The following is a 26104-nucleotide window of genomic DNA, read 5'->3' as shown; positions in this document are numbered from 1 at the left end:
CTCCGGCGCCTCACGAGCCCTGGGGCTGGATCGCGGCGCCGGTCGACAGACGGGGGCCCGTCGGCAGGAAGCCGGACCAGGCGGCCGGGATCGGCAGCGGTTCGACCTCCTTGTACCCGAGCCGTTCCTGCGCGTCCTGCGCTTCCTGCAGGATCTCCTTCTTGTCCTTGTCGGAGCCCGAGGATCCGATGCCGGAGTCGTCGGTCGCGCTGTCACCGTTGGACTGCATGGCATAGCGCAGACCCGTGTCGGTCACGAGGAAGAGGAAGCCCGAGCGGGTCGAGGACCCCTTGAACTGGCGGAACAGCTGGCCGGATCCGGGGGTGACGTACGCACTCGTGGAGCCGGTGGGCAGCTCTTCCGGAAACTCCGTGCCGGCCCAGGTGCTGAGCGTGGTCGTGCCGTCGTCCTCGTCCACCTTGCGCAGCACGTTGCACACCGTGTTGCGGCTTCCCTCGTCGGTGCTCGCGGAGTTGACCGGCCTCGGCGCGTTCGCCGGCCACTTCTTGTCGTCGCCGAAGGGGGTTCCGGGCTGGAAGCTGGCGGCGCTGACGGAGGTCGCCCGGCCGGCCTGACCGAGCTTGATCAGGTCCCGGCTGTTGAGCAGCAGCTTCGCGGTGAAGTCGGAGACCGGGGCGACCCTGCCGCGGAGGACGACGTACTGCTGGTTCTTCGTCCCGTCGGTCGCGGTGAGGACCATGCCGACCTTGTTGACCTCGGGGTCCAGCTCTCCGGACACTCCCGCGTCGACGCCGGGGGTGTCCGGAATCCTGGGGAAGGACACGGGGTCGCCCTTGTGCAGGGTGCTGAGCCATGCCTCGGAGACCCGCTGCGGCTCACGGCCCTGGCCGACGAGCTGTCGCAGCAGCAACTCGTCGTCGGCGACGGGGTATGCCGTGCCGCCGGCGTCGACGATGTACCGGGCCTCGCCGGGCCCTTCGACGTACATCAGATCGCCGCCGGTGAGGCGGTTGGCGCCCTCGGTCCTCGACTCCTGGCGCTCGGCGAAGACGAAGGCCGCCTTCTCGATCGCCCTGCCGCCCACGCCCGGACGCTCGCACACGGCCCAGCGCTTGGCCGCGCCGGCTTCCTTGGCCTCGGGCAGCCGGTCGGGGGCGTAGGGGATGCCCAGCGTGGCGCCGTGCGGGATCTTGCCGCTGTCGAGCACGGATTCGTCGACGTTGATGACCTTGCCCTTGCCGGGCTTGAGGAGGAGCTTGGCCGAGGACATGTTCAGCACCGGGTGCAGCTGCCTCTTGCCGTTCGTCTCCAGGACGACGTAGCGGGTGGTCGACTTGCTCGCGATGATGACGTTCTCTTCGGCGACGTCCCAGCCCTTGGGCGCGACGGGCTTGAACATCCCCCACGCACCGAACCCGGCGAGGATCACGACACCGACGATCGCACCCGGCACCACCGCACGCAGGGGACGGGGCGCGCCCTCCTCCGAGCCGGTCGCGTTGGGCTGGAGGAACTGCGCGATCAGTCTCCGCTTCGCGAAGGTGTAGGCGTTGAGTTCGTCCCGACGTGATGCCATCTGTCCGCTGTCCCTCTCCCCGCTGTGCGGCCGGGCTGTGCACTCTCCGAGCGGGCCCGCCGTCGTTCCGCCCCCCTACTATGCCTGCTGGGGTTCACGACTTACTGCTCAGGTAGGGTGATCGCCCGGTCAACGCCCATGGGAATTTGGTAATTACGGACACGAGGGGGCAACGCGGCGATGGGTACGGCGACGCGCGCGCGAAATGGGCGGACTTCCGGACAGGCGCCCGGCGGTTCCCGCGGGCAACGCAGCAATGCGCAGGTGAACACCCCTTCGTCGGCCGCCCCCGCGACGACCACCCTGCGCCCCCTGTCCCGCACCAGACGTGTCGGTCCCTTCCAGCTGCGGCAGCTCGCCCTGGTCGAGATCGCGATCGCCCTGGCGCTGATCGGGATGGTCCTCGGTGACCTGTGGATGATCCCCGCGGCGGTCATCGGCTCAGTCCTCGTCCTGCTGGCCTTCGTACGACGGCGTGGCCACGCCGTCCAGGACTGGGTGGCGACCGCCCTCGGCCTGCGGGTGCGCAGGCGGGCGGCAGGTCCCGCCGCGGCGGACACCGACCCGTCGCTGGCGCCTGTCGTCGAAGGCGCTCCCGGTCTGCGCCCGTTCACCTTCGTCGACCGCGACCGCCGCACCATCGGGATGCTGGGAGACGGCACGTTCCTGACCGCGGTCGTACGCATCGAGGCGAGCGGCTCCGCGCTGCGGCCGGCGTTCGGTGCGCGGTCGTTGTCGCTCTCGCTGCTCGGCGGCGCACTCGCGGTGGACGACATCGTGCTGGAATCGGTGCAGTTGGTGCAGCAGGTGCGTTCGGCGCCTGCCCCGCATCTGCCCCAGCAGTCGGTCGCCCGGCTCTCGTACGCACCTCTCCAGGAGCGGACCGGGGCGCCCGCCCTACGGATGACCTGGGTGGCGGTGAAGCTCGACCCCGAACTGTGCCGGGAGGCCGTCGAGGCACGCGGCGGCGGGATCGAGGGCGCCCAGCGCTGTCTCGTCCGGGTCGCCGACCATGTGGCGAGCCGGGTCACCGGCGCCGGGTTCCAGGCCGTCGTCCTGGACCAGGAGGAGCTGAACTCCGCGATGGCGACGGCCGCTTGCGCGAGCCCGCGTCTCGCGGCCCGCGCGAGCAGGCCCGATGCCGCCCCGCAGCAGCGGACCGCGGAGACAGCGCGGGTCTGGCGCTGCGACGACCGCTGGCACACGACCTACGCGGTGGGCCGCTGGCCCGAGTTGGGGCGCGGCGCAGCCCCGTTGCCCAAGCTGGTGTCCACCCTCACAGCGGCGCCCGCGTACGCGACGACGTTCAGCCTCACCCTGCGGCGCGGTCCGCACCAGGGCGGGATGGCGGTGGCCGGCCATGTACGGATCACCGGCGGTTCGGACTCCGAACTCATCGGCGTACGAAGGACGTTGGAGCAGGCCGCCCGGGCGGCAAAGGTCGGTCTCGTACGGCTGGACCGCGAGCAGTTGCCCGGTGTCCACGCGACTCTCCCGCTGGGTGGTGTTCTGTAATGGCCAGGATGGCAGCGATGCGCGGACTGATCGGTCCGCGCCATGCGGGGCACACCATGGCGACCGACCATCTCGGCGCGCTGTCCCTGCCGGTCGGGGACGACGGTGTCGTGATAGGCGACGACTCCGAGGGCCGGCCCCTGATGGTGGGCTTCCACCGGTCGACCCCCTACGACGTGCTGTTGATCGGCGGTCTGTGGACCGCGCAGGTGGTGGCGCTGCGTGCGGCGGGCACCGGCGCCCGGGTCGCGGTGGAGACCGGGCGCGCACAGGCGTGGACGACGCTCGCGCAGGCGGCGGGCGCGGGCCTCGACTGCATCGCCCTGCACGAGGTGGGCCGCGTTCCGCCCATGGGCGCGACGGTCGGCAGCCCGGTCGTGGTGGTGCGGGACTGCGGTATGCGGCCGCCGCGCGGACGCGTGGTGTCGTCGCCGTGGCAGTCGGTCCTGACGCTGCTGCCGTATCTGAGCCCTGTCGCGCCGCGCCTGCTGCGGGACTCGACCCTCGTGGGCGTCCAGCGGGTCTCTCCGCAGGAAGCGGAGCAGATCGGGCGGATCCTCGGTCTGACGCGCGTCGAGATCGACGCCCTGCCGACGCTGGCGGACGGTGTCACGCTGTGGGTCGCCGGGCGTGAGCGCCACTGGGTCATGACGAGCGGTACCGACGCCGAGACCGGACTGCTGGGCGTCGCCCGCCGGATGGACTGACCGCCGGTCCGTCCACCACCGTCGTCGTCCCCGTACGCCGGAAGTCCTCATCACGCGGAAGCGTTCCCGTTCGTGGGAAGCATCTCCGTTGCCCGGAATCTGCGTGCGGGACGGACATAAACTGCCCGCGTGACGTGGACTTGTACCTGGCTCCGGGAAGCCTCCCGGCACGTGGGGCAGGTCCGTCTCGCCGTTACCGAAAGGGAGCTTGGCTGATGGGGAGCGCTCAGGAGAAGGACGAGCTGTACGCCCTCGACATCTCAGAGGTCGAGTGGCTCAGCGCCCCCGGCACGAGCGAGGACGAGGAACGGGTCGAGATCGCGCATCTGCCGGGCGGAGCCGTGGCGATGCGGTCGTCTCTGGAGCCCGACACGGTACTGCGCTACACCGAGGCCGAGTGGCGGGCGTTCGTGCTCGGTGCGCGGGACGGCGAGTTCGACCTCCGCTGAGCCCTGGGCACTGAGCGCCGACTTCTGTGGGTGCCCCGGGCGGGCTTTCTTCACTGACGCGCCGTGCGCGTTGTGCGCCGTGAGCGGTGCCGTTTGTGTCGGGGTGCTGTGCAGGTGCTGTGTGCTGGTGCGCGGTGCGCGCATCGTGTGCGCCGGTCGTCGAGACCGGATTGTTGGCGCGGCCTCCTGGGAGACCGGTGGCGCCGAATTCCGTATGCAGTTGTGCCGGTTTGCCCCACACGTTTCCTCACGCTCAGCCGCCCGCAGTTCACTTGGGGGCATCGGGTGACGTACGGGACAGCAGCCCGGGGGCGGGCGGGCCTGCCGGAGCGCCCTTGTTGACGATTAGGGTGGTACGGAAAGCGGCAGAGGAACCTGCGGGGATGCCCGCTGCGTCCCGAGGGGGAGAGCCGGGCCGATCGGTTGTCAGCGGTCGCCGCCCCCACCCACTACGGCACAAGGGTGCTCGACCACACCAGGAGGCACAGTGAACAGCGATCGGGACGAGATCCGCGGGGGATGGGACCTTCCCGCCGACGAGTCCGACGCGGAGCCCGCCGAGCTGACGGGTGAGTTCACCATCGACTACACCCCTCCGGCCTGGTACACGCAGAACGCCTCGAGTGACTCCTCGGGCGCGAACGCGGGGCAGCAGGGGCAGGGCGGTACGCCGCCTCCGCAGCCGACCGGGGCGCCGGTGGCGATGCCCGGTGCTCCGTCGAGCGGCGGCTTCGAGCCGAACTGGCAGCAGCCGGCGCCACCCGCCCAGGCACCTCACGCACCGCAGACGCCTCCTGCGTCGCAGACACCTCCCCCTGCGCAGACACCGCCCGCGGCCGTGCCGGGCCCGGACGCGGTCCAGGGGCAGCCGCCGGTTCCGCAGTCTCCCGAGAGTGCCGCGGCGCCCCAGGCTCAGGCCCCTGCGCCTCAGACGCCCGCGCCGGGTCCGGAATCCGCTCCCGAGCCCGAGCCGCAGCCCTTCGGCGGCGGTGATGTGGAGAGCGGCGCCACCATGCGCTTCTCCCCCGCCGCGCTGAGGCGCGAGATGGAGGAGCGTGCGGCGGCGAAGGAAGCGGAGGAGGCCGCGGCCTCTGACACCGCCGGCGAGCCCGAGCCCGAGGCCACGTCCGCCGATGCGGATGGGGATGCGGATGCCGGTGCTCCGGCCGATGCCGAGACCTCCGTCGGCACCTCCGAGCAGACCGGCGACGCCGAGCCGGAGTCGGACACCGAGGCCCGTTCCGACGCGGACAGCGACAAGGGCGATGACGGCGACAGCGCGCCTCGCGCCGACACCGAGCCCGAGGGCCCGGACACGGCGACGGAGACGGCAGACGACGTGACGGCGGATGCGGCCACGGCGGACGAGCCGTCCGACTCCGTACCCGAGGACGTCGTCCCCGAGGGCCCCGCGCCCGTCACGGCCGCCGAGCCGCAGGACGCTCCCCCGGCACCGGCGCCCACCAAGGCACCGGCGCCCGCGCCCGCTCAGCCCTGGTCTCCCACGCCGCCCGCACAGGATGCCGGGCTGCCTCCGCTGCCGCCCGCCTTCCAGCCTGCCGCGCCGGCGCCCGCCCCGCAGTGGCCCGCGACTCCGCAGACCCCGGACCCGTCCGTGCCGCCTCAGGCCCCCGCGCCGACCGGCTACGGGTTCCCTCAGCAGGCGCAGCCCGCACAGCCGCCGCAGGCCGTACCCGCTGCCCCGCTTCCGCCGACGGTGCCCGGCCCCAACACTCCACATCCGCAGGCCGGTTACGGATTCCCGCAGCCCGGTCAGCCGCCACAGGCACCGCAGGCCCCGCAGAGCGGCGGCTACGGCTTCCCGCAACAGGCGCAGCCGCAGCCCGCACCCACACCGCCCACAGCACCCGGCCCCAACACCCCACAGCCGCAGCCCGGTTACGGCTTCCCCCAGCCCGGCCAGCCCGGTCAGCCGCCACAGGCACCGCAGGCCCCGCAGAGCGGCGGCTACGGCTTCCCCCAGCAGGCGCAGCCGCAGCCCGCACCCACACCGCCCACAGCACCCGGCCCCAACACCCCACAGCCGCAGCCCGGTTACGGCTTCCCCCAGCCGGGTCAGCCCGACCCCAGTCAGCAGGGCCAGCCGGGCCAGGCACCGCAGAGCCCTCACGTACCGCCGCAGCAGACGCACCCGCAGGGGCCGCCCCAGGGCGCCCCCGTCGATCCGCGTGCCGGTGCCGCGTGGCCCACGCCGGTCACGCACGACCAGCGCGAGAGGTCCGTGCCGGGCGCGCCGCTCGGGTACACCGCCGCCGTCGAGCTGTCGTCCGACCGCCTGCTGCGCAACAACAAGCAGAAGGCCAAGTCGAGCCGCAACCCGTCCGGCGCCGCCGCCCGGTTCAAGCTCGGCGGCAAGAAGGAGGAGGCGGAGCGGCAGCGGAAGCTCGACCTCATCCGTACGCCGGTGCTCTCCTGCTACCGGATCGCGGTCATCAGTCTCAAGGGCGGTGTCGGCAAGACCACGACGACCACCGCGCTGGGCTCGACACTGGCCACCGAGCGGCAGGACAAGATCCTGGCGATCGACGCCAACCCGGACGCCGGCACGCTCGGCCGCCGGGTGCGCCGGGAGACCGGGGCCACGATCCGCGACCTGGTGCAGGCGATCCCGTACCTCAACTCGTACATGGACATCCGCCGGTTCACCTCGCAGGCCTCCTCCGGCCTGGAGATCATCGCGAACGACGTGGACCCGGCCGTCTCGACGGCGTTCAACGACGAGGACTACCGGCGCGTGCTGGAGGTGCTGGGCAAGCAGTACCCCATCATCCTCACCGACTCCGGCACGGGGCTGCTCTACAGCGCCATGCGCGGTGTGCTCGACCTCGCCGACCAGCTGATCATCATCTCCACGCCGTCCGTGGACGGCGCGAGCAGCGCGTCGACGACGCTGGACTGGCTGTCGGCGCACGGGTACGCGGACCTGGTGCAGCGTTCGGTCACCGTCATCTCCGGTGTCCGCGAGACCGGCAAGATGATCAAGGTCGATGACATCGTCCAGCACTTCCAGACCCGCTGCCGCGGTGTCGTCGTGGTGCCCTTCGACGAGCACCTGGCGGCCGGCGCCGAGGTCGACCTGGACATGATGCGCCCGAAGACCCGTGAGGCGTATTTCAATCTGTCCGCGCTGATCGCCGAGGACTTCGCCCGGGCACAGCAGCAGCAGGGCCTGTGGACCGCCGACGGCAACCCGCCGCCGACCATGGCCCCGCCCATGCCGGGCCACCAGCAGGCTCCGGGGCAGTACCCCGCCCCGCAGATCCCCGGACAGCAGATGCCGGGTCAGCCGATGCCGGGTCAGCCTGCCCCGGGTCAGCAGCCGTACCCGCCGCAGCAGCCCTATCCGCAGGGTCAGCCGCCCCACCCCCAGGGTCAGCAGCCCTACCCGCCGCAGCAGGGCCAGCCGCCGCAGCCGTACGGCGGTCAGCAGCCGCCTCAGCAGCCCTATCCGCCCCAGGGATGGCAGCAGCAGCCGCCCCAGGCGCAGCCCGCCGGAGCTCCGCCGCAGCCGAGCCACCCCTCTCAGCAGGGTCAGCAGGCCGGTCCGGGGCAAGCGGATTCCCAGGATCCCGTTCCGCCCGCCGAGTGGATGCGGCAGCAGCCTCCGCAGGCGCCGCCAGCCCCTCAGCAGTAGGGCGTCAGAGGTCTGAACCAATGAGGGCCCGCACCGTCTCCACGGTGCGGGCCCTCGGCGCATTCCCGCAGACCACACCATGTTTGACGCGCCGTTGACGCCGCTCGACCACCGCTGATAAACCTTCGCTTCACCAGCTGGCGAACCAGAGAAATGAGCCCCGCCTCCACGCGGGACTCCACAGCGAGTGATGACGCGAGGTCACGCCCCATGGTCCACAAGGATTCGTCCCGCACTGCCCGGCAACGCCCACGGTTCATCCGCCTTCTCCTCGCCTCGGGCCTCGCTGCCTCCGCGCTCGTGGCCGTACCGCAGCAGCCGGTCCAGGCGGCGGACGACGACGCCAAGAAGGTGCTCACCGTCGCTGTGTCGCAGAGCGTGGACTCGCTGAGCCCGTTTCTGGCGCAGCGTCTGGTCAGCACCACCGTCCACCGGTTGGCCTACGAGTACCTCACGAATTACGACGTGAAGGACGGCCACACGATCCCGGGTCTCGCGACGGAGTGGAAGTCGTCGCCGGACAAGCTGACGTGGACCTACACCATCCGCAAGGACTCCAAGTGGTCCGACGGGAAGCAGGCGACGGCCGAGGACGCCGCGTGGACGTTCAACAAGATGATGACGGACGAGAACGCCGCCACGGCCAATGGCAGCTTCACGTCCAACTTCAAGACCGTCACCGCGCCCGATCCCGAGACGCTGGTCATAGAGCTGAAGAAGCCGCAGGCCACGATGACGGCGCTGGACGTCCCGATCGTGCCGCGGCATGTGTGGGAGAAGGTCGGGGACTTCTCGAAGTTCAACAACGACAAGCAGTTCCCGATCGTCGGCAACGGTCCGTTCGTCGTCACGGACTTCAAGGTCGACCAGTTCGTCAAGCTCAAGCCGAACAAGGACTTCTGGCGCGGCGCACCCAAGTTCGACGAGCTGGTGCTCAAGTACTACAAGGACGGTGACGCGGCGGTCGCGGCACTCCAGAAGGGCGAGGTCTCCTTCGTCCAGGGCCTCACCCCCGCCCAGGCGACCGCGCTGAAGAGCGCGAAGAACATCAAGGTCAACGACGCGCCGGGCCGCCGCTTCTTCGCCCTGGCCACCAACCCGGGGGCGAAGTCGAAGGACGGCAAGGCGTTCGGCAGCGGCCACAAGGCCCTGCTCGACCCGAACGTGCGCAAGGCGCTCTTCCAGGCCACCGACCGCAAGACGATCGTGGACAAGGTCTTCCAGGGGCACGCCGTCGAGGGCGAGGGGTACATCCCGCCGCGCTTCGGCTCCTACTTCTGGAAGCCGGCGGCCACCCAGAAGATGGCCTACGACCCGGCGAAGGCGGCCACGCTGCTGGACCAGGCAGGTTACAAGAAGAACAGCAGCGGCAAGCGCGTCGGCAAGGACGGCAAGGCGCTCGACTTCCGCATCCTGTGCCATGCGACCGACCCCAACGACAAGGCGATCGGCAAGTACCTCCAGGAGTGGTGGGGCGAGCTCGGCGTCGGGCTCAAGGTCGACTGTCTCGACAATGTGTCCGACCCCTGGCTCAAGGGCGACTACGACCTGGCCTTCGACGGCTGGTCGGTCAACCCCGACCCGGACTTCGTCCTGTCCATCCACACCTGCGCGGCGCTGCCGGCCACCCCGAAGGACACCGGCGCCACCGACAACTTCATCTGCGACAAGCAGTTCGACCAGCTGTACGCCCAGCAGGCCGTCGAGTACGACACGGCCAAGCGGGCCGATCTGGTGAAGCAGATGCAGTCGCGGCTGTACGACACGGGTTACATGAATGTCCTCGCGTATCCGAACGCGGTCGAGGCGTACCGTACCGACCAGATCAAGTCCATCACGACGATGCCGGAGGCGGCGGGCAACCTCTGGGGTCAGGACGGGTACTGGAGCTGGTGGTCGGCCGAGCCGGCCGCCGGTGACGGCGGTTCCGACAGCGGCTCCTCCACGGGCGTCGTGATCGGCATCGGCGCGGCCGTGGTCCTCGTCGCCGCCCTCGGAGTGTTCGTCGCGATGCGCCGCCGGTCCACCGCGGAAGACCGTGAATAGCCGATGAGCACCACCAGCACGACAGGCACCGCAACCGCGGTGGCGCGGGTCCCTGAGGCCCGCGCCGCCGGCGGGAACGCACGGGCCTATCTCCTCTATGTGGCGGGTCGGCTGGGCGGCGCGGCGATCTCGCTGCTCGCCGTGCTCGTCACCAGCTTCTTCCTCTTCCGGATCATCCCCGGTGACCCGGTGAAGGCCATGACGCACGGAATGCCGACGTCGGCCGAGCAACTGGCGACGCTCCGCAAGCAGTTCGGGCTGGACCAGCCGATGTGGCAGCAGTTCACGGACTACTGCGGCAAGGCGCTGACGGGCGATCTGGGCATGTCGTACCAGTTCCACGCGCCCGTCGGTGAGCTGATCGCCCAGAAGGTCCCGGCGACGCTGCTGCTCACGGGTGTCGCCGTGGTCGTCTACTCGGCGATCGGCCTGTGGCTCGGCACCCGCTCCGCCTGGCGGCACGGCAGCCTGGGCGACAAGGTCAACACGGGTGTGGCGCTGACGCTGTGGTCGGTGCCGTCCTTCTGGCTGGGTCTGCTGCTGATCATCACCTTCTCGGTGGGCATCGGCCCGATCCCCGGGCTGTTCCCGACCGGCGGCATGGAGTCGGGCGACGAGACGGGCTTCGCCTACATCGCCGATGTCGCCCACCACATGGTGCTACCGGTGATCACGCTGGTCGCGGTCGGCTATGCGCAGACCCTGCTGGTGATGCGGTCCTCGCTGCTGGACGAGATGGGCAGCGACTATCTGACGACGGCACGGGCGAAGGGGCTGCGCGACGACGTCGTGCGCCGCCGGCACGCCGTGCCCAACGCCCTGCTGCCCACCGTGACCATGGTCTTCATCAATCTGGGCCATGTGGCGGCCGGCTCGATCCTGGTCGAGACGGTGTTCTCCTGGCCGGGGCTCGGCGGCCTGTTCTACCAGGCGCTGAGCGTGCCCGACCTGCCGCTCGTCCAGGGCCTGTTCGTGGTCTTCGCCGGCGCGATGATCGTGATGAACCTCCTCGCCGACCTGCTGTATCCGCTGCTCGACCCCCGGGTGGGCCGATGACGACCGCAACCACCGCCTCGTCGCTGACGTGGGCGCGCCGCCGCGACTCGGTGAGCCGCTTCTGGCGCTCGTACCGTACGCACCGGGCCGGGATCTTCGGGCTCGCGGCGCTCGCCCTGATCACCCTGATCGCGCTCGCCGCGCCGCTGCTCGTCGGTGACGACGTGCAGAGCGTGACGAACGCGCCCGGTACCGCGCTGGAACGGCCGAGTGCCGAATTCCCGCTGGGCACCGACCAGTTCGGGCGGTCCCTGCTCGGTCTCCTGGTGTGGGGCGCCCGGATCTCGCTCACCGTCGGTCTGCTGGCCGCCGCGCTGTCGGTCGCCATCGGGACGGTCGTGGGGATCATCGCCGGGCACTACGGCGGCTGGTTCCAGACCGTGCTGATGCGGATCACCGACTGGTTCCTGGTGATGCCGGCGCTCGTCCTGGCGATCGTGCTGGCCACCGTGATGTCGCGCAGTGTGTGGACCGTGATCCTCGCCATCGGCGTGACCAGCTGGCCGACCACGGCGCGTCTGGTGCGGGCGCAGACCATCGCGGTCGAGTCGCGGCCCTACATCGAACGCGCCAAGGCGCTCGGCGGCGGCCACAGCCACATCATGAGCCGCCATGTGCTGCCGAACGTGATGCCGCTGGTCCTCGCGCAGACGACCCTCGGCATCTCGACGGCGATCCTCACCGAGGCGACGCTCGCCTTCCTCGGCCTCGGCGATCCGACGGTCGTCTCCTGGGGCGGCATGCTCCAGGACGCACGGGAGGCGGGGGCGGTCTCGTCCGGCCACTGGTGGTACCTGGCGCCGCCCGGACTGGCGATCGCGCTCGTGGCACTGGCGTTCACACTGTGCGGGCGGGCCATCGAGTCCGTGCTCAACCCGAGGCTGGGGGTGGCTCGTTGAGCCTCCTGGAACTCAAGAACCTTCAGGTGACGTACGGTTCCGGCGCCCGAGCCGTGCCCGCCGTACGCGGTGTCGACCTCACTCTTGCGGCGGGACAGAAGCTGGGCGTCGCCGGTGAGTCCGGCTGCGGCAAGTCGACGCTCGCCCTCGCCCTCCTGCGTCTGCTGCCCGCCTCGGCACGGCTGAGCGGACAGATCCTTCTCGACGGCGAGGACGTCCTGAGCATGCGATGGGGGCGGCTGCGGGCCGTGCGGTGGGCGGGTGCGTCGATCGTCTTCCAGGGCGCGATGCACTCGCTGAACGCGGTGCACCGGATCGGCGACCAGATCGCGGAGCCGATCCTGCTGCACCAGAAGGCCACCCCCGCGGTCGCGAGGAAGAAGGTCGGGGAGCTGCTCCAGCAGGTGGGTCTGCCGGTGGCGCGCGCCGACGCCTATCCGCACGAGCTCTCCGGCGGCCAGCGGCAGCGCGTGATGATCGCCATGGCTCTCGCCTGCGCCCCGCGCCTGATCGTCGCGGACGAACCGACGACCGCCCTGGACGTCATGATCCAGGCTCAGATCCTGCGCCTGATCGAGCAGTTGGTGGCCGAGCAGGACATCAGCCTGCTGATGATCAGCCACGACCTGGCGGTCCTGGCCGACACCTGCGACCGCCTCGCGGTCATGTACGCCGGCCGGATCGTCGAGGAGGGCCCCGCCCGTACCGTCTACGACTCCGCCCAGCACCCCTACGGCCGGGCGCTCTCCGACGCGTTTCCGCGCATCGGCGACATCGGCTCCCGCCGGGCGCCGCGCGGCCTGCCGGGCGACCCGCCGGATCCCGCCGCCCTGCCCACCGGATGCACCTTCCACCCCCGCTGTCCCGTTGCCCTGGAGGTCTGCACGGACGCGGACCCGGAGCTCGTGTCGGCCGGGGACACCCACCGGGCGGCGTGCGTGCACGTCGGCGCGGCGGTGGAGGAACAGCTGTGACCCAGGAGCCCGTCATGACCACCACTCCCCTGCTCTCGGCCGCCGGTCTGCACGTCACCTTCCCCGGACGCCGCGGCGGCCCGTCCGCCCGCGCCGTCGACGGGGTGGACCTCGACATCGGCGCGGGCGAGATCGTGGCCCTGGTCGGCGAGTCCGGCTGCGGCAAGACCACCCTGGCGCGCTCGCTGCTCGGCCTGGTGCCGCCGACGTCGGGGCGGGTCACCTTCGGCGGCAGCCCGCTGGACTACGGCTCGCGTGCGCTCAAGTCGTACCGCAAGCGGGTCCAGCTGGTCCTCCAGGACCCGAGCGGCTCCCTCAACCCGCGGCACACGGTGTACGACGCCGTGGCCGAGGGCCTGCGGATCCACGGGTACGAGGGCGACGAGCGCGCGGCGGTCGGCGAGGCGCTGTCGCGGGCGGGGCTCCGTCCGCCCGAGCGCTTCTTCCTGCGCTATCCGCACGAGCTCTCGGGGGGCCAGCGCCAGCGTGTCGTCATCGCCGGCGCACTGGTCCTGGAGCCCGAACTGATCGTCGCGGACGAGCCGGTGGCCTCGCTGGACGCGTCCGTGCGCGGCGAGATCCTCGCCCTGCTGCTGCGCCTGCGCGACGAACTGGGACTGTCGGCCCTCGTGGTGACGCACGACCTCGGCCTCGCGTGGAACATCGCCGACCGGGTGGCGGTGATGTACCTGGGGCGGATCGTGGAGACCGGCACGGTGGAAGAGGTCCTGACGTCCCCTCAGCATCCCTACACGCAAGCGCTCTTGTCGGTGCTCCCGGAGTCGGAGGTGCCGCCGGTCGTCCTCACGGGCGAGCCCCCGGACCCCTCCCGTATCCCGGCCGGGTGCCGTTTCCACGCCCGCTGCCAGGTGCTGTCCTCGGGCGAGGCGGACCGGGCGGGAGTGTCGGGCGACTGCCGTACGAAGGAGCTGCCGGTACTGGGGAGCGGAGCGGTGGCCGGCGTGGCCTGTCACTGGGCATCGGCGTGAAACCGGCGGCGTGTTCACCCTGGACGAGCGTGCGGCTGGAGGCGGGCCGGATCCCCTCCGGAAGACGGCCCGCCTCCGATGCCCTCAGGCCGTGCGGGCTTCGAGCTCGGCGAGGACCCGGCGTGCGGTGTCGACGCTCGACTGCGGGTTCTGCCCGGTGATCAGGTTGCCGTCGACGACGACCTTGCTCTGCCAGGCCGGGCCCGCGTCGATGACGGCGCCGAGCTCCCGGAGCCGCGTCTCGACGAGGTACGGGGACGCGTCCCCGAGTCCGCCCTGCTTCTCCTCCTCGTCGGTGAACGAGGTCATCGAACGCCCGGCGAAGACGAAGCCGCCGTCCTCGCGGGTGGCGCTGAGCAGGGCGGCCGGTCCGTGGCAGAGCGCGGCGACGAGCTTTCCGCTCGCGTCGGCCTCGACGAGCAGCCCGGCGAGGTCGGCGTCGTGGGCGAGGTCGGCCATCGGGCCGTGGCCGCCGGGGATGAAGACGGCGTCGTAGTCGCCCACAGACACCGCGTCCAGGGCCAGCGGAGCGGCGAGGTCCTGCGCGATGTCGTCCAGGTACGCACGGAACCGTGCCGCGTCCGCCTCCTCCACGCCGCCCCGCTCGTCGAGGCTGATCGGATCGACGGTGGGGGCGGCGCCGCCCGGGGTGGCGATGTCGACCTGGGCCCCGGCCTCGCGCAGGAGCCGGTGGGAGGCGGCGAGCTCCTCGGCCCAGAAGCCGGTGGGGTGGTCGGTGCCGTCGGCCAGCGTGAGGCTGTCGGCGGCGGAGACGATCATGAGGATCCTGGCCATCGTGTTCTTCTCTCTCGTCGTTCTCGGTCGGACGCGTCGGGCGATCACTCGCTTCCTCCGCGTACCTCGTTGCGGTCGACACAACCACGGAACCATCAGCATTAGTCCGATAGGCTGATTTCAGTCATCACGATTCTTATGACTGAGGGGTTGCGTGGTGGATCTCGACCTGCTGGCCACCTTCCTGGAGATCCACCGGGCGGGATCGCTGACCACCGCCGCCACCCGGCGCGGGCTCTCCCAGCCGGCCGTGACCGGCCAACTGGCGCGCCTGGAACAGCAGATCGGGGAGCCGCTGTTCGTGCGCTCGCGCCGCGGGGTGACTCCGACCGCGCGCGGCGACGACCTCGCCCGGCGCGTCGGACCGCACCTCGACCAGCTGCGGTCCGCCATCAGCGACGGGGACGCCGACGGGGACGCGCTCCACGGTCAGGTCCACCTCGCCGGCCCGGCGGAGCTCGTGACCGCCCGCGTCGTCCCCGCTCTCGCTCCGCTGGCGGCCCGCGGGCTACGGCTGCGGATCAGTGTCGGACTGGCCGACGATCTGCTCGCCGCCCTGGCGAACTCCCGCCTGGACCTCGTGGTCTCCGCCGTCCGGCCGGCCCTGAAGAACGTGGCGGCGACACCGTTCGCGGACGAGGAGTTCATGCTCGTCGGACCGCCGACGCTGGCCCGCACCGTCGACCCCGTCCTGCTGGCCACGGACCCGGTCAAGGCCCTGGGGGCGCTGCCCCTGGTGGCATACGCCGAGGAGCTGCCCATCATCCGCCGCTACTGGCGCTCGGAGTTCGGCCGCCGGCCGTCCAACGACGTCGCGGTCGTCGTGCCCGACCTCCGCGCCGTGCTGGCGGCGGTGGTCGCCGGAGCGGGAGTCTCGGTACTGCCCCGCTACCTCGCGGAGCCCGCCCTGGCCGCGCGCTCGGTGGAGCTGCTCCACCAACCGCACGTGGCACCGCTCAACACGCTCTATCTGGCCACCCGCGTCGGCGGTCTCGCCCATCCGTCCGTGGCGCTCGTCCACGACCACCTGGTGAAGCGCTCACGCCTGTGGGGAGCGCTGTGACCCGGGCGGCGACCGGCCGGCTGCGGCGCTAGAGACCCGCCGTCAGCGCGCGGCACTTCTTGACGTCCGCGGCGATCGCCTCCAGCAGCGCCTCGATCGACTCGAACTTCTCCTGGCCCCGCACGTACGCCAGGAAGTCCACGGCCACATGCAGTCCGTACAGATCAAGACCCACCCGGTCGATCGCGTACGCCTCCACCGTGCGTTCCGTACCCTCGAACTGCGGGTTCGTGCCCACCGAGATCGCCGCCGGCATGCGTTCGCCGTTCGCCGTCAGCCAGCCCGCGTACACACCGTCCGCCGGGATCGCCGTGTGCGGAAGCGTCTCCACGTTCGCGGTGGGATAGCCCAGCTCGCGGCCGCGCTGCGCGCCGCGCACGACCACGCCCTCCACCCGGTGCGGGCGGCCCAGGATCTCGTTCGCGCCCCCGATGTCGCCCTCGGCGACCAGCCGCCGCGTGAGGGTGGACGAGAACGGCTCACCGCCGCCGGCCTCGCCCGAGACGTACAGATCGACGACCTCGACCCCGTAGTCGTACGTGGGGCCCAGCTCGGCGAGGAACTCGACGTTCCCCGCCGCCTTGTGGCCGAACCGGAAGTTCGGCCCCTCGATCACCGCCTGCGCGTGCAGCTTGTCGACCAGCACCTTGACGATGAAGTCGGCCGGCGACAGCTTCGAGAACTCGGAGGTGAAGGGCAGGATCAGGACCGCGTCGACGCCCAGTTCCGCCATCAGCTCGGCGCGCCGGTGGTGCGGGGCCAGCAGCGGCGGATGGCTGCCGGGACGGACGACCTCGCTGGGGTGCGGGTCGAAGGTGACGACGACCGACGGCACCGACAGCTCACGGGCGCGTTCCACCGCCCGCCCGATGATCAGCTGGTGCCCGCGGTGCACCCCGTCGTAGGAGCCGATGGTGACGACGCTGCGTCCCCAGTCCTGGGGGATGTCCTCCAACCCACGCCAGCGCTGCACTGTGACCGCTCCTCGCCCGAACCTGTGTCTGGATTGCCGATTACGCAGGTCTAAGACTGCCATGCCCACGGCTGCCGGCACGCATCGGCACCGGGCTGCCCAGCGTCTCGACCATCCGCCGCGCGCTCGGACCGACGACCGCCGCCCACTCCCGGGGCGCTCCGGCCAGCCAGCCCGCGACCTGGGCGGCGAACCCGGGCACCTCGCGGGCCAGCTCGACCAGACGACGGTCGAAGCAGGTGGCGCCCTCGGGCGTACGCACGAGGAGCATGCCGGTGCGGTGCACCAGATCGCGGGTACGGGCCTGCGGCCGGGTCGCGCAGCCGAGCGCGGCGGCCCGCAGCACCGCGTCGAGGACGGACAGATCGCGGCTGCTCCGCGACCGCTGCGGCGCGACGCGCCCGTACGCCGGTGCGTCCGGGGCGGACCCGTGCCCCGGGGCAGGCCCGTACCCCAGCGCCTGTTCCCGCTCCTCGCAGTCCAGCAGGATGTCGAGCAGCTCGGACCGCAGCGCGCGTGAAGCCACCGTGCCGGGGGCCGCCAGCACGGGTGCCAGCGCACGGCGCACCTGGCACGGGCGGCCCCGCAGCAGCCCCCTCACCAGGGGAAAGAGGACAGCTCTGGCCGCGGGTCCCTGTTCCAGACGGCGCTCGACGTACGCGGCGGCGTGCGCAGCGCCCTCGGGCCGGTGGTCGAGGTACTCGCCGACGAGCTCCGCGGCCCGGTACGCCAGGACCGGTTCGTCGACCTCCGCCAGGGCCCGCAGCACCTCCGCCGCCCCTTCGCCGGGCTGACGCAGCCGCTCCCGGAAGGCGGCGAGCACGGGCTCGGGATGCGTGGTCAGGGCCGTGGCGAGCGCGCTCACCGGCAGCTGCGGGTCCCCCGTGGCGAAGGTGGCCAGCGCCCGGCCGAGGTGCCGGGAGCGGGTGTGCGGGTCACGGACGAGGAGAGCGAGGGCGGCCCCGTGCAGCGAGGTGTCGGCGGCCCGGGCGAGGAGGGCGAACGCGGCGTAGCGCAGCAGTTCGCGGTCGGCCTCGGTGGTGACCCGGGCGGCGGTGACCGGTCCGTACGCGGCTGCCGCGACACGTCGCTCGGGACGCGGATCGTGGGCCCAGCGGTCGATGGCCCGGCACAGGGCGGACGGCTCGTCCTCGGCGAGCGCGACGAGCAGTTCGTCGGCGCGGGGGTGGGCTGTGGCGACGAGGGCCTCGGTGAGGTCGTCGACGGCGAGGTCCCGGCGGGCGTAGAGCAGTGCCTGAGCGGCACCCGCGACGGTGGGCCGCATCTCCGCGCCGGGCTCGGCGGGCAGCGGTGTGGTGTCGGTGAACCAGCGGCACAGCAGCGGCTGTACGACCGAGGGGCTGTCGGCCAGCCGTGCGGCGGCGGCGTCCAGATAGCGGGGCAGGCGCCGGGCCCCGGGAGGCCCGTCGGCGGGCACGAGCCGCCGCAGCAGATCCAGCCGCTCGTCCTCGGGCACCTGGAGCCGCTCCCAGAACCAGGGCCCGAACTCGCCGAATCCGCCGAGGTGTTCAGGGCCCCCCTCGCGTACGGAGCGACGGGTGATCCGGTCGGCGAGCAGCCGCAGGACGGGGAGGTGGTCACGGGCGTCGGGCACCCGCAGCAGGGTCTCGCCGAGCAGGTGAGCGCCCCACCAGCGCGCGTCGTCGACCCGGTCCTGCGCTCCGGTCCGGTCCCCCGCGGCGGCCGGATCCGGGGCCACCACGGCATCCCCCTCGCCCGTCGCCCTCTGCGGAAAGCCCCGCTCGGGGTCGGTCGGGCCGTCGCCGCCGGAGTCCTCACGCACCTCGTCCAGGCGCTCCAGCGCATGGATCAGCTCCCCCAGACGGCGGGTGAGCGCGGCGGGGCCGTGCACACTGTCGAGCAGGAGCAGCGCCTGGACGACGGGTCCGATGCGATGACGCGGTACGGCGAGCGTCGAAGCGCGGGGCGCGCCCGACCCCGGTGGCGGCGGAACGTACCCGTCGCCCCCGCCGCTCGCTCCCGGCCTCGACGGCAGCCCCGCCGGCGCGCTCGTGTGCCAGCGGTGCACGAGGGAGTGCAGGGCCGCGTCCAGGTCGAGATGGGCGCCCTGGACCCAGTCGGCCATTTCCTCGTGGGCGAAGCGGTAGCCGGTGCCCGCCGGCACGAGCAGGCCCTCCGTGAGCACCGCCGACGCCCAGCCGGTGCGCCACGGGAAGATCTCCTCGAACGACTCGCGGTCCAACTCCCCCTGCCCCGGCCCCAGACAGCGCCGTGCGGCCTCGTGGACCCGGCCGGACACCCTCGCCGCAAGACGGCGTACGGCAGCCCCTCGCAGCGGTGGCCGGGAGGCGGCCGCGATGCGTACGGCGATCCGCAGGCACAGCAGGTCCAGATGCGCGGTGAAGATCTCCTCGCGGGAGGGCCGGCCCGGTACGCCGCCGGGCAGCGCCTCGCGGACCTCGGCGAGCAGCCGCAGCGCCAGCGGATGCCGTTCGTCGGCCGCGTCGATGGCGTCGGCGGGCAGTCCGTACCGTTCGCGCACCTCCCTCGCCTCGTCCGCCGAGAGGTCGCCGACGCGGACCGCGGGCGGCAGCCGAAACGCGGGCCCGGCGGGCCGGTGCAGTACCTCCGGCGGGCACAGCGCCCCTGCCTGCTCCCAGTACTCGGGGCGGCAGCCGACCACCATCCGCACCCCGCAGTCGCTGAGCCACTGGACCGTGCCCGCGGTCCAGTGGGCCAGACGGTGGGCCAGCTGTGGGGGCATCTCCTCGGGCCCGTCGAGCAGAATCATCAGCGGGCGACCGGCTGCCCGGGCCAGGCGGGCGACCCGTTCGGGCGTGATGTGGCCCATGTCGCCGTGCGCGCCCGACGCGGCGATGATGCGCCCGGCCTGTCCCAGCGTGCGGGCGAAGGCGTCGGCGACGGAGGTGTCGCCGCCGTGCAGATCCGCGCCGCGCAGCCATACCGTGGGCGCGGGGCGGGCACCCTGGCCGCGGCGGCCGGCGAGCGCGGTGAGTTCGGTGGTACGGCCGGTGCCGGGATCGCCGACGAGTCCCAGGACGAGGGCGGTGAAGGAGCCGAACTCCCTGAGCAGTTCGGGCCGTTCGACCGGTGCCGGCCAGGCGCTGGGGCCGCCGACCGCGCCCACGGAGGTCGCGGTCAGTTCGAGGACGGCGGCCAGGTTGAGGTCGCGCCCGTAGGCCGGGACGGTCGCGGCATTGCGCCGCAGCAGGTCGGCGAGAGGCCCGTCCGCGGGCGCCGCGGCGGTCCGCAGGGGCAGGGCGAATCCCGCCGCACGATGTCCGCTCTGGAGCGCCGTGCCGAGGACGGCGAGCACGGCGCCCGTCGAGGCGTCGAGCACGGGTCCGCCGGCGGCCCCGCCGCCCAGCCGCAAGGCGTCGCTGCCGTCCGTCCCGATCGCCAACTCCACTGCCTCGGCGACGAGATGGAAGCGGTCGGTGGCGGTGTAGGTCACCTGTGCCGATCCGAGGATCCGGGCCTCGCGCCAGCCGCCCGCGGGCAGCCGTACATATGTCCCCGCCTCGATCCGCTCACGCGTACCGATCGGCAGCGGCCGCACGCCGAGGCCGTCGGTGCGCACCAGCGCGAGGCCGGCCTCCGGCAGTGGGGTGATGGCATCGGCCTCCGCGAGGCAGGTGCGCTCGCCGGGCGCGTGCAGCACCACCCGCACCAGCCCGTCGACAGCCTCATGGCTGGTCACGACCGTGCCGAGGTGGTCGGCCACGAACCCGGTGCCACGCGGCCGCCCCGCCAGATCGCAGATACGTACCAGCGTTGCCAGGTCCCCGCGTCCCATGGTGTGACGGTAGGTCGGCAATGATCAGCGGGAGAAGTACGCATCTCGAACGCGCCCCCGAGTGCACCCGTGGTTCACTCCGAGCGCCTGCTCGATGGGGTGAATCCAGGGTGCCCGGTGGATAGACACCGTCCGAGGGGGATCGTGGAACGGGCAGCGACCCTGCCCGTTCCACGATGAGACCCTGCTCGCCCCCGGACGAGCCGGCGGGCGTCCTCCGGGGCCGGTTTCCGCCCGGTGGACCGTCAGCCGAAGACGGCGAGGCTCTTGGCCTTGCCCTTCTGCTCCTCGACCAGGGCGATGAAGCGTCCGTCGGGTCCGAACGCGGCGACCGGGGCACGGTCGAAGGCCGGCATGTCCAGCCGTACGCCGTTGATCAGCAGCCGGGAGCGCTTCTCGTCCACGTCCCAGCGCGGGAACGCCGCCTCGGCGGCCTCCGCGATCGGCATGACCGTGAGGTCCTTCTGGAGCTCGTCGAGCGTCTTCGCCGAGTCCAGCCCGTACGGGCCGACGCGGGTCCGCCGCAGCGCGGTGAGATGGCCGCCGACGCCGAGACCGGCACCGAGGTCACGCGCCAGCGCGCGGATGTACGTCCCGGACGAGCAGACGACGGAGACGATCAGGTCCACGACGGCGGTCCCGTCCTCCGCGACCGCTTCCCGCACGTCGTACACCCGGAACGAGGAGACCGTCACCGGACGGGCCGGGATCTCGAACTCCTCGCCGCCGCGCACGCGGGCGTAGGACCGCTTGCCGTCGATCTTGATGGCGCTGACCTTGGACGGCACCTGCATGATGGCGCCGCTCAGGGCCGCGACACCGGCGTCGATGCCCTCCCGGGTGACCCCGGAGGCGTCCACGGATGCCGTGACCTCGCCCTCGGCGTCATCGGTGACGGTCGTCTGACCGAGCCGGATCGTGCCGAGGTACTCCTTCTCGGTGAGCGCCAGGTGCCCGAGGAGCTTGGTGGCCCTCTCGACCCCCAGCACCAGGACGCCGGTCGCCATCGGGTCGAGCGTCCCCGCGTGTCCGACGCGGCGGGTCTTCGCGATCCCGCGCATCTTGGCGACGACGTCGTGCGACGTGAAGCCGGACGGCTTGTCGACGATGACAAGGCCGTCCGGCGTCTTGTTCTGCTGTGTCATTCCGAGGCTTCGTCCTCGTCCTCCGGCTTGCGGTACGGGTCCGCCTCACCGGCGTACGCGGCGCCCGAGGACGCCTCCCGCACCTTCGCGTCCGAGGCCCGTGCCTTGTCGAGCAGGTCCTCGATCGTCTTGGCGTTCTCCGGGAGGGCGTCCGCCACGAAAGCCAGGGTGGGCGTGAACTTGGTGCCCGCCGCGGCGCCGACCGCGGAGCGCAGAACGCCCTTGGCGCTCTCCAGTCCGGCAGCGGCGCTGGCCCGGTCCTCGTCGTCGCCGTAGACCGTGTAGAAGACCGTGGCCTCCCTCAGGTCACCGGTCACCCGGGTGTCCGTGATGGTCACGTGCGTGCCGAGCCGCGGGTCCTTGATGCCGCGCTGCAGCTTCTCGGCGACCACCTCCCGGATGAGGTCCGCCAGTTTCTTCGCCCGCGCGTTGTCGGCCACTGGTCCTTCTCCTTCTTTGCCTTGCCATCAGTCTTCGTCGCTGTGGAGCCTGCGTCGAACGGACAGCAGCTCCACCTCCGGCCGGCCGGCGACAAGGCGCTCGCACCGGTCGAGTACGTCTGTGAGGTGCCCCGTGTCCCCGGAGACCGCCGCGAGGCCGATCTCTGCCCTGCGGTGGAGGTCCTGGTCTCCGGTCTCCGCCACGCTCACCGCGTACTTCCGGTGGAGCTCGGCGACGATCGGGCGGACCACGGAGCGCTTCTCCTTCAGCGACCGTACGTCGCCGAGAAGCAGATCGAAGGACAGTGTCCCCACATACATGTATGTATCCGGATGTCCCGCCGGTTCGGGTTCATGACGCCTGCCAGGGTTTGGCAGGGACACAAGAACCGTACACGCAGCGGCCGGGGCCGCTCGACGGATATTTAACCCGCCGAGCGGCCCCGACCGATGCTGCGCGGATCAGCCGCGAGGCTTCTCCCGCATCTCGTACGTCGCGATGACGTCGTCGATCTTGATGTCGTTGAAGTTTCCGAGGTTGATACCGCCCTCGAAGCCTTCGCGGATCTCGGTGACGTCGTCCTTGAAGCGGCGCAGACCCTGGATGTTGAGGTCCTCCGCGATGACCTTGCCGTCGCGGATGAGCCGGGCCTTGGTGTTGCGCTTGACCTCGCCGGAGCGGATGAGAACACCCGCGATGTTGCCCAGCTTGGACGAGCGGAAGATCTCGCGGATCTCCGCCGTACCGAGCTCGACCTCTTCGTACTCCGGCTTGAGCATGCCCTTGAGGGCCGCCTCGATCTCCTCGATGGCCTGGTAGATCACCGAGTAGTACCGGACGTCGACGCCTTCGCGCTCCGCCATCTGCTGGGCACGCCCGGCAGCGCGGACGTTGAAGCCGATGACGATGGCGTCGGAGCCCATCGCCAGGTCGATGTCCGACTCCGTGACCGCACCCACACCGCGGTGCAGCACCCGGATGTCGACCTCTTCGCCGACGTCGAGCTGGAGCAGCGAGGACTCGAGAGCCTCCACCGAACCGGACGCGTCGCCCTTGATGATGAGGTTGAGTTCCTGCACCAGACCGGCCTTGAGCGCCTCGTCCAGGTTCTCCAGGGAGAACCGGACACCCTTGCGGGCGAAGTTGGCGTTCCGCTCACGGGCGGCACGCTTCTCGGCGATCTGCCGTGCGGTGCGGTCCTCGTCGACGACCAGGAAGTTGTCGCCGGCGCCGGGGACGTTGGTGAGACCCAGGACCAGGACGGGAGTGGACGGAGCCGCTTCCTCGACGTTGTTGCCGTTGTCGTCGAGCATCGCCCGGACACGGCCGTACGCGTCACCGGCGACCATCGTGTCGCCGACGCGAAGCGTTCCGCGCTGGACGAGCACCGTGGCGACGGCACCGCGGCCGCGGTCGAGGTGAGCCTCGATCGCAATACCCTGCGCGTCCTGCTCCGGGTTGGCCCGCAGGTCGAGCGAGGCGTCCGCGGTGAGGACCACGGCCTCCAGCAGGGAGTCGATGTGCAGACCCTGCTTGGCGGAGATGTCGACGAACATCGTGTCGCCGCCGTACTCCTCGGCCACCAGACCGAACTCGGTGAGCTGACCGCGCACCTTGGTCGGGTCCGCGCCCTCGACGTCGATCTTGTTGACCGCGACCACGATCGGCACACCGGCCGCCTTGGCGTGGTTCAGCGCCTCGATCGTCTGGGGCATCACACCGTCGTTCGCCGCCACCACGAGGATCGCGATGTCGGTGGACTTGGCACCACGGGCACGCATGGCGGTGAACGCCTCGTGACCCGGGGTGTCGATGAAGGTGATCTTGCGCTCTTCACCGTTGACCTCGGTGCCGACCTGGTACGCACCGATGTGCTGGGTGATACCGCCGGCCTCGCCCGCAACGACGTTCGTCTTGCGGATCGCGTCCAGCAGTCGGGTCTTACCGTGGTCGACGTGACCCATGACGGTCACGACCGGCGGACGGGACACGAGGAACTCCTCGCCGCCCTCGTCCTCGCCGAACTCGATGTCGAAGGACTCGAGAAGCTCGCGGTCCTCCTCCTCCGGGCTGACGATCTCGAGGACGTAGTTCATCTCGTCCGCGAGCAGGCGCAGCGTCTCGTCGGAGACGGACTGCGTGGCAGTGACCATCTCGCCGAGGTTCATCATCACGGCGACGAGCGACGCCGGGTTGGCGTTGATCTTCTCCGCGAAGTCGGTGAGGGACGCACCGCGCGACAGACGGACGGACTGTCCGTTGCCACGAGGCAGCATCACACCGCCGACCGACGGGGCCTGCATGGCCTCGTACTCCTGGCGCCTCTGCCGCTTCGACTTACGGCCACGACGCGCCGGACCGCCGGGACGGCCGAACGCACCCTGCGTGCCACCACGGCCGCCGGGACCACCCGGACGTCCGCCGAAGCCGGGACGGCCACCGCCGCCACCGGGACCGCCGGGACGACCGGCGAAACCGCCGCCGCCGCCACCGGGACCGCCGGGACGACCGGCGAAGCCGCCACCGCCGCCGCCACCGGGACGACCGGCGAAGCCGCCGCCGCCACCGGGACGACCGCCGCCGCCACCGCCGGGACGACCGCCACCACCGGGACCACGGCCGCCGCCGCCACCACCGGGACCGCCACCAGGACGGGGACCGGCAGCAGGACGCTGCGGCATCATGCCCGGGTTCGGGCGGTTACCGGCAGGACCGCCGCCGCCACCGGGACGGGGCGCCTGAGGACGGGGCATGCCGCCGGGAGACGGACGAGCGCCGCCCTGGCCCTGGGGCCGGGGAGCGCCGCCGGGACCACCCTGCGGACGCGGGGCGCCGGGAGCGCCGCCGCCACCGGGACGGGGAGCGCCACCCGGACGGGGCGCCTGCGGGCGCGCCATTCCGGTGGAGCCACCCGAGGTGAAGGGGTTGTTGCCCGGACGGGGACCGGCCGGACGGCTGCCGCCGGGGCGCGGTCCACCCTGGCCCGCGGGGCGGGCAGGACGGTCGCCGCCGCGGCCGCCGTCACGCTGACCACCGTCACGCTGACCGCCGTCGCGCTGGCCGCCGGCCGGAGCCGGACGGGCAGGACGCGGGGCGGGGGCACCGGGACGGGGGGCCTGCGGCGCGGCGGGCTGCGCCGGGGCAGGTGCGGAGAACTCGGCCGCGGGCACCGGAGCCGCCGGAGCGGGCTTGGCCGGCGCGGGCTTGGGACCCGGGCGGGGACCGGAAGCCGGTGCGGTCGAGGGAGTGCTGCTCGCCGGAGCCTCGGCTGCGGCCGGCTTGGGGGCCGGGACGCCGGGCTTGGGGGCAGCAGGACGGGCCGACGACGCCGGGGAGGGCGCGCCGGGCGTGGGGGTACCGCCCGCGCGGTTTGCCGCTGCGGGGGAAGGCGCGGCCTTGCGAGGCGCGCCGGGCTTCGCAGCGGACTTGCCGGCGTTGCCGCCGGGCCCCTGCAGTGCGTCAGTCAACTTGCGTACAACCGGCGCCTCGATCGTCGAGGACGCCGAACGGACGAATTCACCGAGTTCTTGGAGCTTGGCCATGACGACCTTGCTCTCAACCCCGAACTCCTTGGCGAGTTCGTATACCCGGACCTTAGCCACTTCGCTCCTTTTAGGTCCGGGTTACCGCCGGACCGTCGCTACTTCATGGGCGTACTCATCGCGTACTCATCGAGTGCTCATCGCAATCTCGACCTACTTCCAACTCGCGAGGTACCTGACCGCACGGGGTTCCGTGCCGTACTTCTCTTTCCTTACGGTGCTGCCTGCTCGACATACCGCCGTACTCCAGCCGTGTCGAGCGGTCCCTGGGCCCGGAAGGCCCGCGGGAAAGCCCGGCGGCGTACAGCCAGGTCGAGACAGACCGAGGCGGGGTGTACATACGCACCCCGGCCGGGCAGCGTACCGCGATCATCGGGGACACATTCGCCACCGACCACCACGATGCGCAGCAGATCGCTCTTGGCCGCCCGCTCCCGGCATCCCACACATGTGCGTTCAGGGCATGCGCGGTCGTGCGTCCGGCCAGACACGTTTAAGTCTACCTCCCCGTAGCGACCT

Annotated in this window: 19 protein-coding genes; 10 read left to right on the top strand and 9 right to left on the bottom strand. The window is 71.8% G+C overall.

Annotated elements, in window-relative coordinates:
• Positions 1-10: 10 nt before the first annotated feature.
• Entirely contained in the window at positions 11-1537 is a 1527-nt protein-coding gene (eccB, locus tag ACFWU3_RS12640) for a type VII secretion protein EccB (RefSeq protein WP_384435165.1), read from the bottom strand.
• Between the two features lie 180 nt (positions 1538-1717).
• Here eccB and eccE point away from each other — a divergent pair, with 180 nt between their 5' ends.
• The 9 genes from eccE (at position 1718) to ACFWU3_RS12595 (ending at position 13827) form a co-directional block, all read left to right on the top strand.
• Complete coding sequence (eccE, locus tag ACFWU3_RS12635; protein ID WP_384435162.1) at positions 1718-3052, top strand: type VII secretion protein EccE; 1335 nt, start codon at positions 1718-1720, stop codon at positions 3050-3052.
• Positions 3052-3759: a hypothetical protein gene (locus ACFWU3_RS12630; RefSeq protein ID WP_384435159.1), complete on the top strand. Its 708-nt coding sequence runs from the start codon at positions 3052-3054 to the stop codon at positions 3757-3759. The genes eccE and ACFWU3_RS12630 overlap by 1 nt, the downstream gene beginning before the upstream one ends.
• Positions 3760-3974: 215 nt before the next feature.
• Positions 3975-4208 carry a DUF397 domain-containing protein gene (locus ACFWU3_RS12625; RefSeq protein ID WP_340475743.1) on the top strand — a complete coding sequence of 78 codons (234 nt, stop codon included), beginning with the start codon at positions 3975-3977 and terminating at the stop codon, positions 4206-4208.
• 487 nt (positions 4209-4695) lie between these two features.
• Positions 4696-7863, top strand: a complete 3168-nt coding sequence (locus ACFWU3_RS12620) for an SCO5717 family growth-regulating ATPase (protein WP_384435155.1) — start codon at positions 4696-4698, stop codon at positions 7861-7863.
• Between the two features lie 210 nt (positions 7864-8073).
• On the top strand, positions 8074-9909 hold the full coding sequence (locus tag ACFWU3_RS12615; protein ID WP_384435152.1) for an ABC transporter substrate-binding protein: 1836 nt from the start codon (positions 8074-8076) through the stop codon (positions 9907-9909).
• A 3-nt stretch (positions 9910-9912) separates the two neighbouring features.
• Positions 9913-10965: an ABC transporter permease gene (locus ACFWU3_RS12610; protein WP_313943762.1), complete on the top strand. Its 1053-nt coding sequence runs from the start codon at positions 9913-9915 to the stop codon at positions 10963-10965.
• Entirely contained in the window at positions 10962-11864 is a 903-nt protein-coding gene (locus tag ACFWU3_RS12605) for an ABC transporter permease (RefSeq protein ID WP_384435147.1), read from the top strand. The genes ACFWU3_RS12610 and ACFWU3_RS12605 overlap by 4 nt, the downstream gene beginning before the upstream one ends.
• On the top strand, positions 11861-12838 hold the full coding sequence (locus tag ACFWU3_RS12600) for an ABC transporter ATP-binding protein (protein ID WP_384435144.1): 978 nt from the start codon (positions 11861-11863) through the stop codon (positions 12836-12838). The genes ACFWU3_RS12605 and ACFWU3_RS12600 overlap by 4 nt, the downstream gene beginning before the upstream one ends.
• Before the next feature lie 14 nt (positions 12839-12852).
• A complete protein-coding gene (locus ACFWU3_RS12595; RefSeq protein WP_328861890.1) occupies positions 12853-13827 on the top strand; it encodes an ABC transporter ATP-binding protein in 975 nt (324 codons plus the stop codon).
• 84 nt (positions 13828-13911) lie between these two features.
• Here ACFWU3_RS12595 and ACFWU3_RS12590 read toward each other — a convergent pair whose 3' ends face one another.
• Entirely contained in the window at positions 13912-14622 is a 711-nt protein-coding gene (locus ACFWU3_RS12590) for a type 1 glutamine amidotransferase domain-containing protein (protein ID WP_384435140.1), read from the bottom strand.
• A gap of 154 nt (positions 14623-14776) precedes the next feature.
• Here ACFWU3_RS12590 and ACFWU3_RS12585 point away from each other — a divergent pair, with 154 nt between their 5' ends.
• Positions 14777-15685: a LysR family transcriptional regulator gene (locus tag ACFWU3_RS12585; protein WP_384435137.1), complete on the top strand. Its 909-nt coding sequence runs from the start codon at positions 14777-14779 to the stop codon at positions 15683-15685.
• Positions 15686-15713: 28 nt separating this feature from the next.
• On the opposite strand, the gene ACFWU3_RS12580 is transcribed toward ACFWU3_RS12585, so the two are convergent.
• From ACFWU3_RS12580 to ACFWU3_RS12550, 7 genes are all read right to left on the bottom strand, one after another.
• Positions 15714-16658, bottom strand: a complete 945-nt coding sequence (locus ACFWU3_RS12580) for a bifunctional riboflavin kinase/FAD synthetase (RefSeq protein WP_384435134.1) — start codon at positions 16656-16658, stop codon at positions 15714-15716.
• 40 nt (positions 16659-16698) lie between these two features.
• The gene (locus tag ACFWU3_RS12575; protein ID WP_384435131.1) at positions 16699-20457 is read right to left on the bottom strand and encodes a trypsin-like peptidase domain-containing protein; all 3759 of its coding nucleotides are present in this window, start codon (positions 20455-20457) and stop codon (positions 16699-16701) included.
• A gap of 245 nt (positions 20458-20702) precedes the next feature.
• A complete protein-coding gene (gene truB / locus ACFWU3_RS12570) occupies positions 20703-21602 on the bottom strand; it encodes a tRNA pseudouridine(55) synthase TruB (RefSeq protein WP_384435128.1) in 900 nt (299 codons plus the stop codon).
• Entirely contained in the window at positions 21599-22042 is a 444-nt protein-coding gene (rbfA, locus tag ACFWU3_RS12565; RefSeq protein ID WP_313943771.1) for a 30S ribosome-binding factor RbfA, read from the bottom strand. Before rbfA ends, truB begins: the two co-directional genes overlap by 4 nt.
• Before the next feature lie 27 nt (positions 22043-22069).
• Positions 22070-22363, bottom strand: coding sequence for a DUF503 domain-containing protein (locus ACFWU3_RS12560; protein WP_313943772.1), 294 nt, complete (start codon positions 22361-22363; stop codon positions 22070-22072).
• A gap of 141 nt (positions 22364-22504) precedes the next feature.
• Complete coding sequence (gene infB / locus ACFWU3_RS12555) at positions 22505-25645, bottom strand: translation initiation factor IF-2 (RefSeq protein ID WP_384435124.1); 3141 nt, start codon at positions 25643-25645, stop codon at positions 22505-22507.
• A gap of 152 nt (positions 25646-25797) precedes the next feature.
• A complete protein-coding gene (locus ACFWU3_RS12550) occupies positions 25798-26076 on the bottom strand; it encodes a YlxR family protein (protein ID WP_327679643.1) in 279 nt (92 codons plus the stop codon).
• Positions 26077-26104 lie beyond the last annotated feature (28 nt).

The organism is Streptomyces sp. NPDC058685, from assembly GCF_042714725.1.
In the GTDB taxonomy this organism is placed as follows: domain Bacteria; phylum Actinomycetota; class Actinomycetes; order Streptomycetales; family Streptomycetaceae; genus Streptomyces.
The sequence above is the reverse complement of the archived record's forward strand: the minus strand, read 5'-3'. Positions and strand labels throughout refer to the sequence as shown.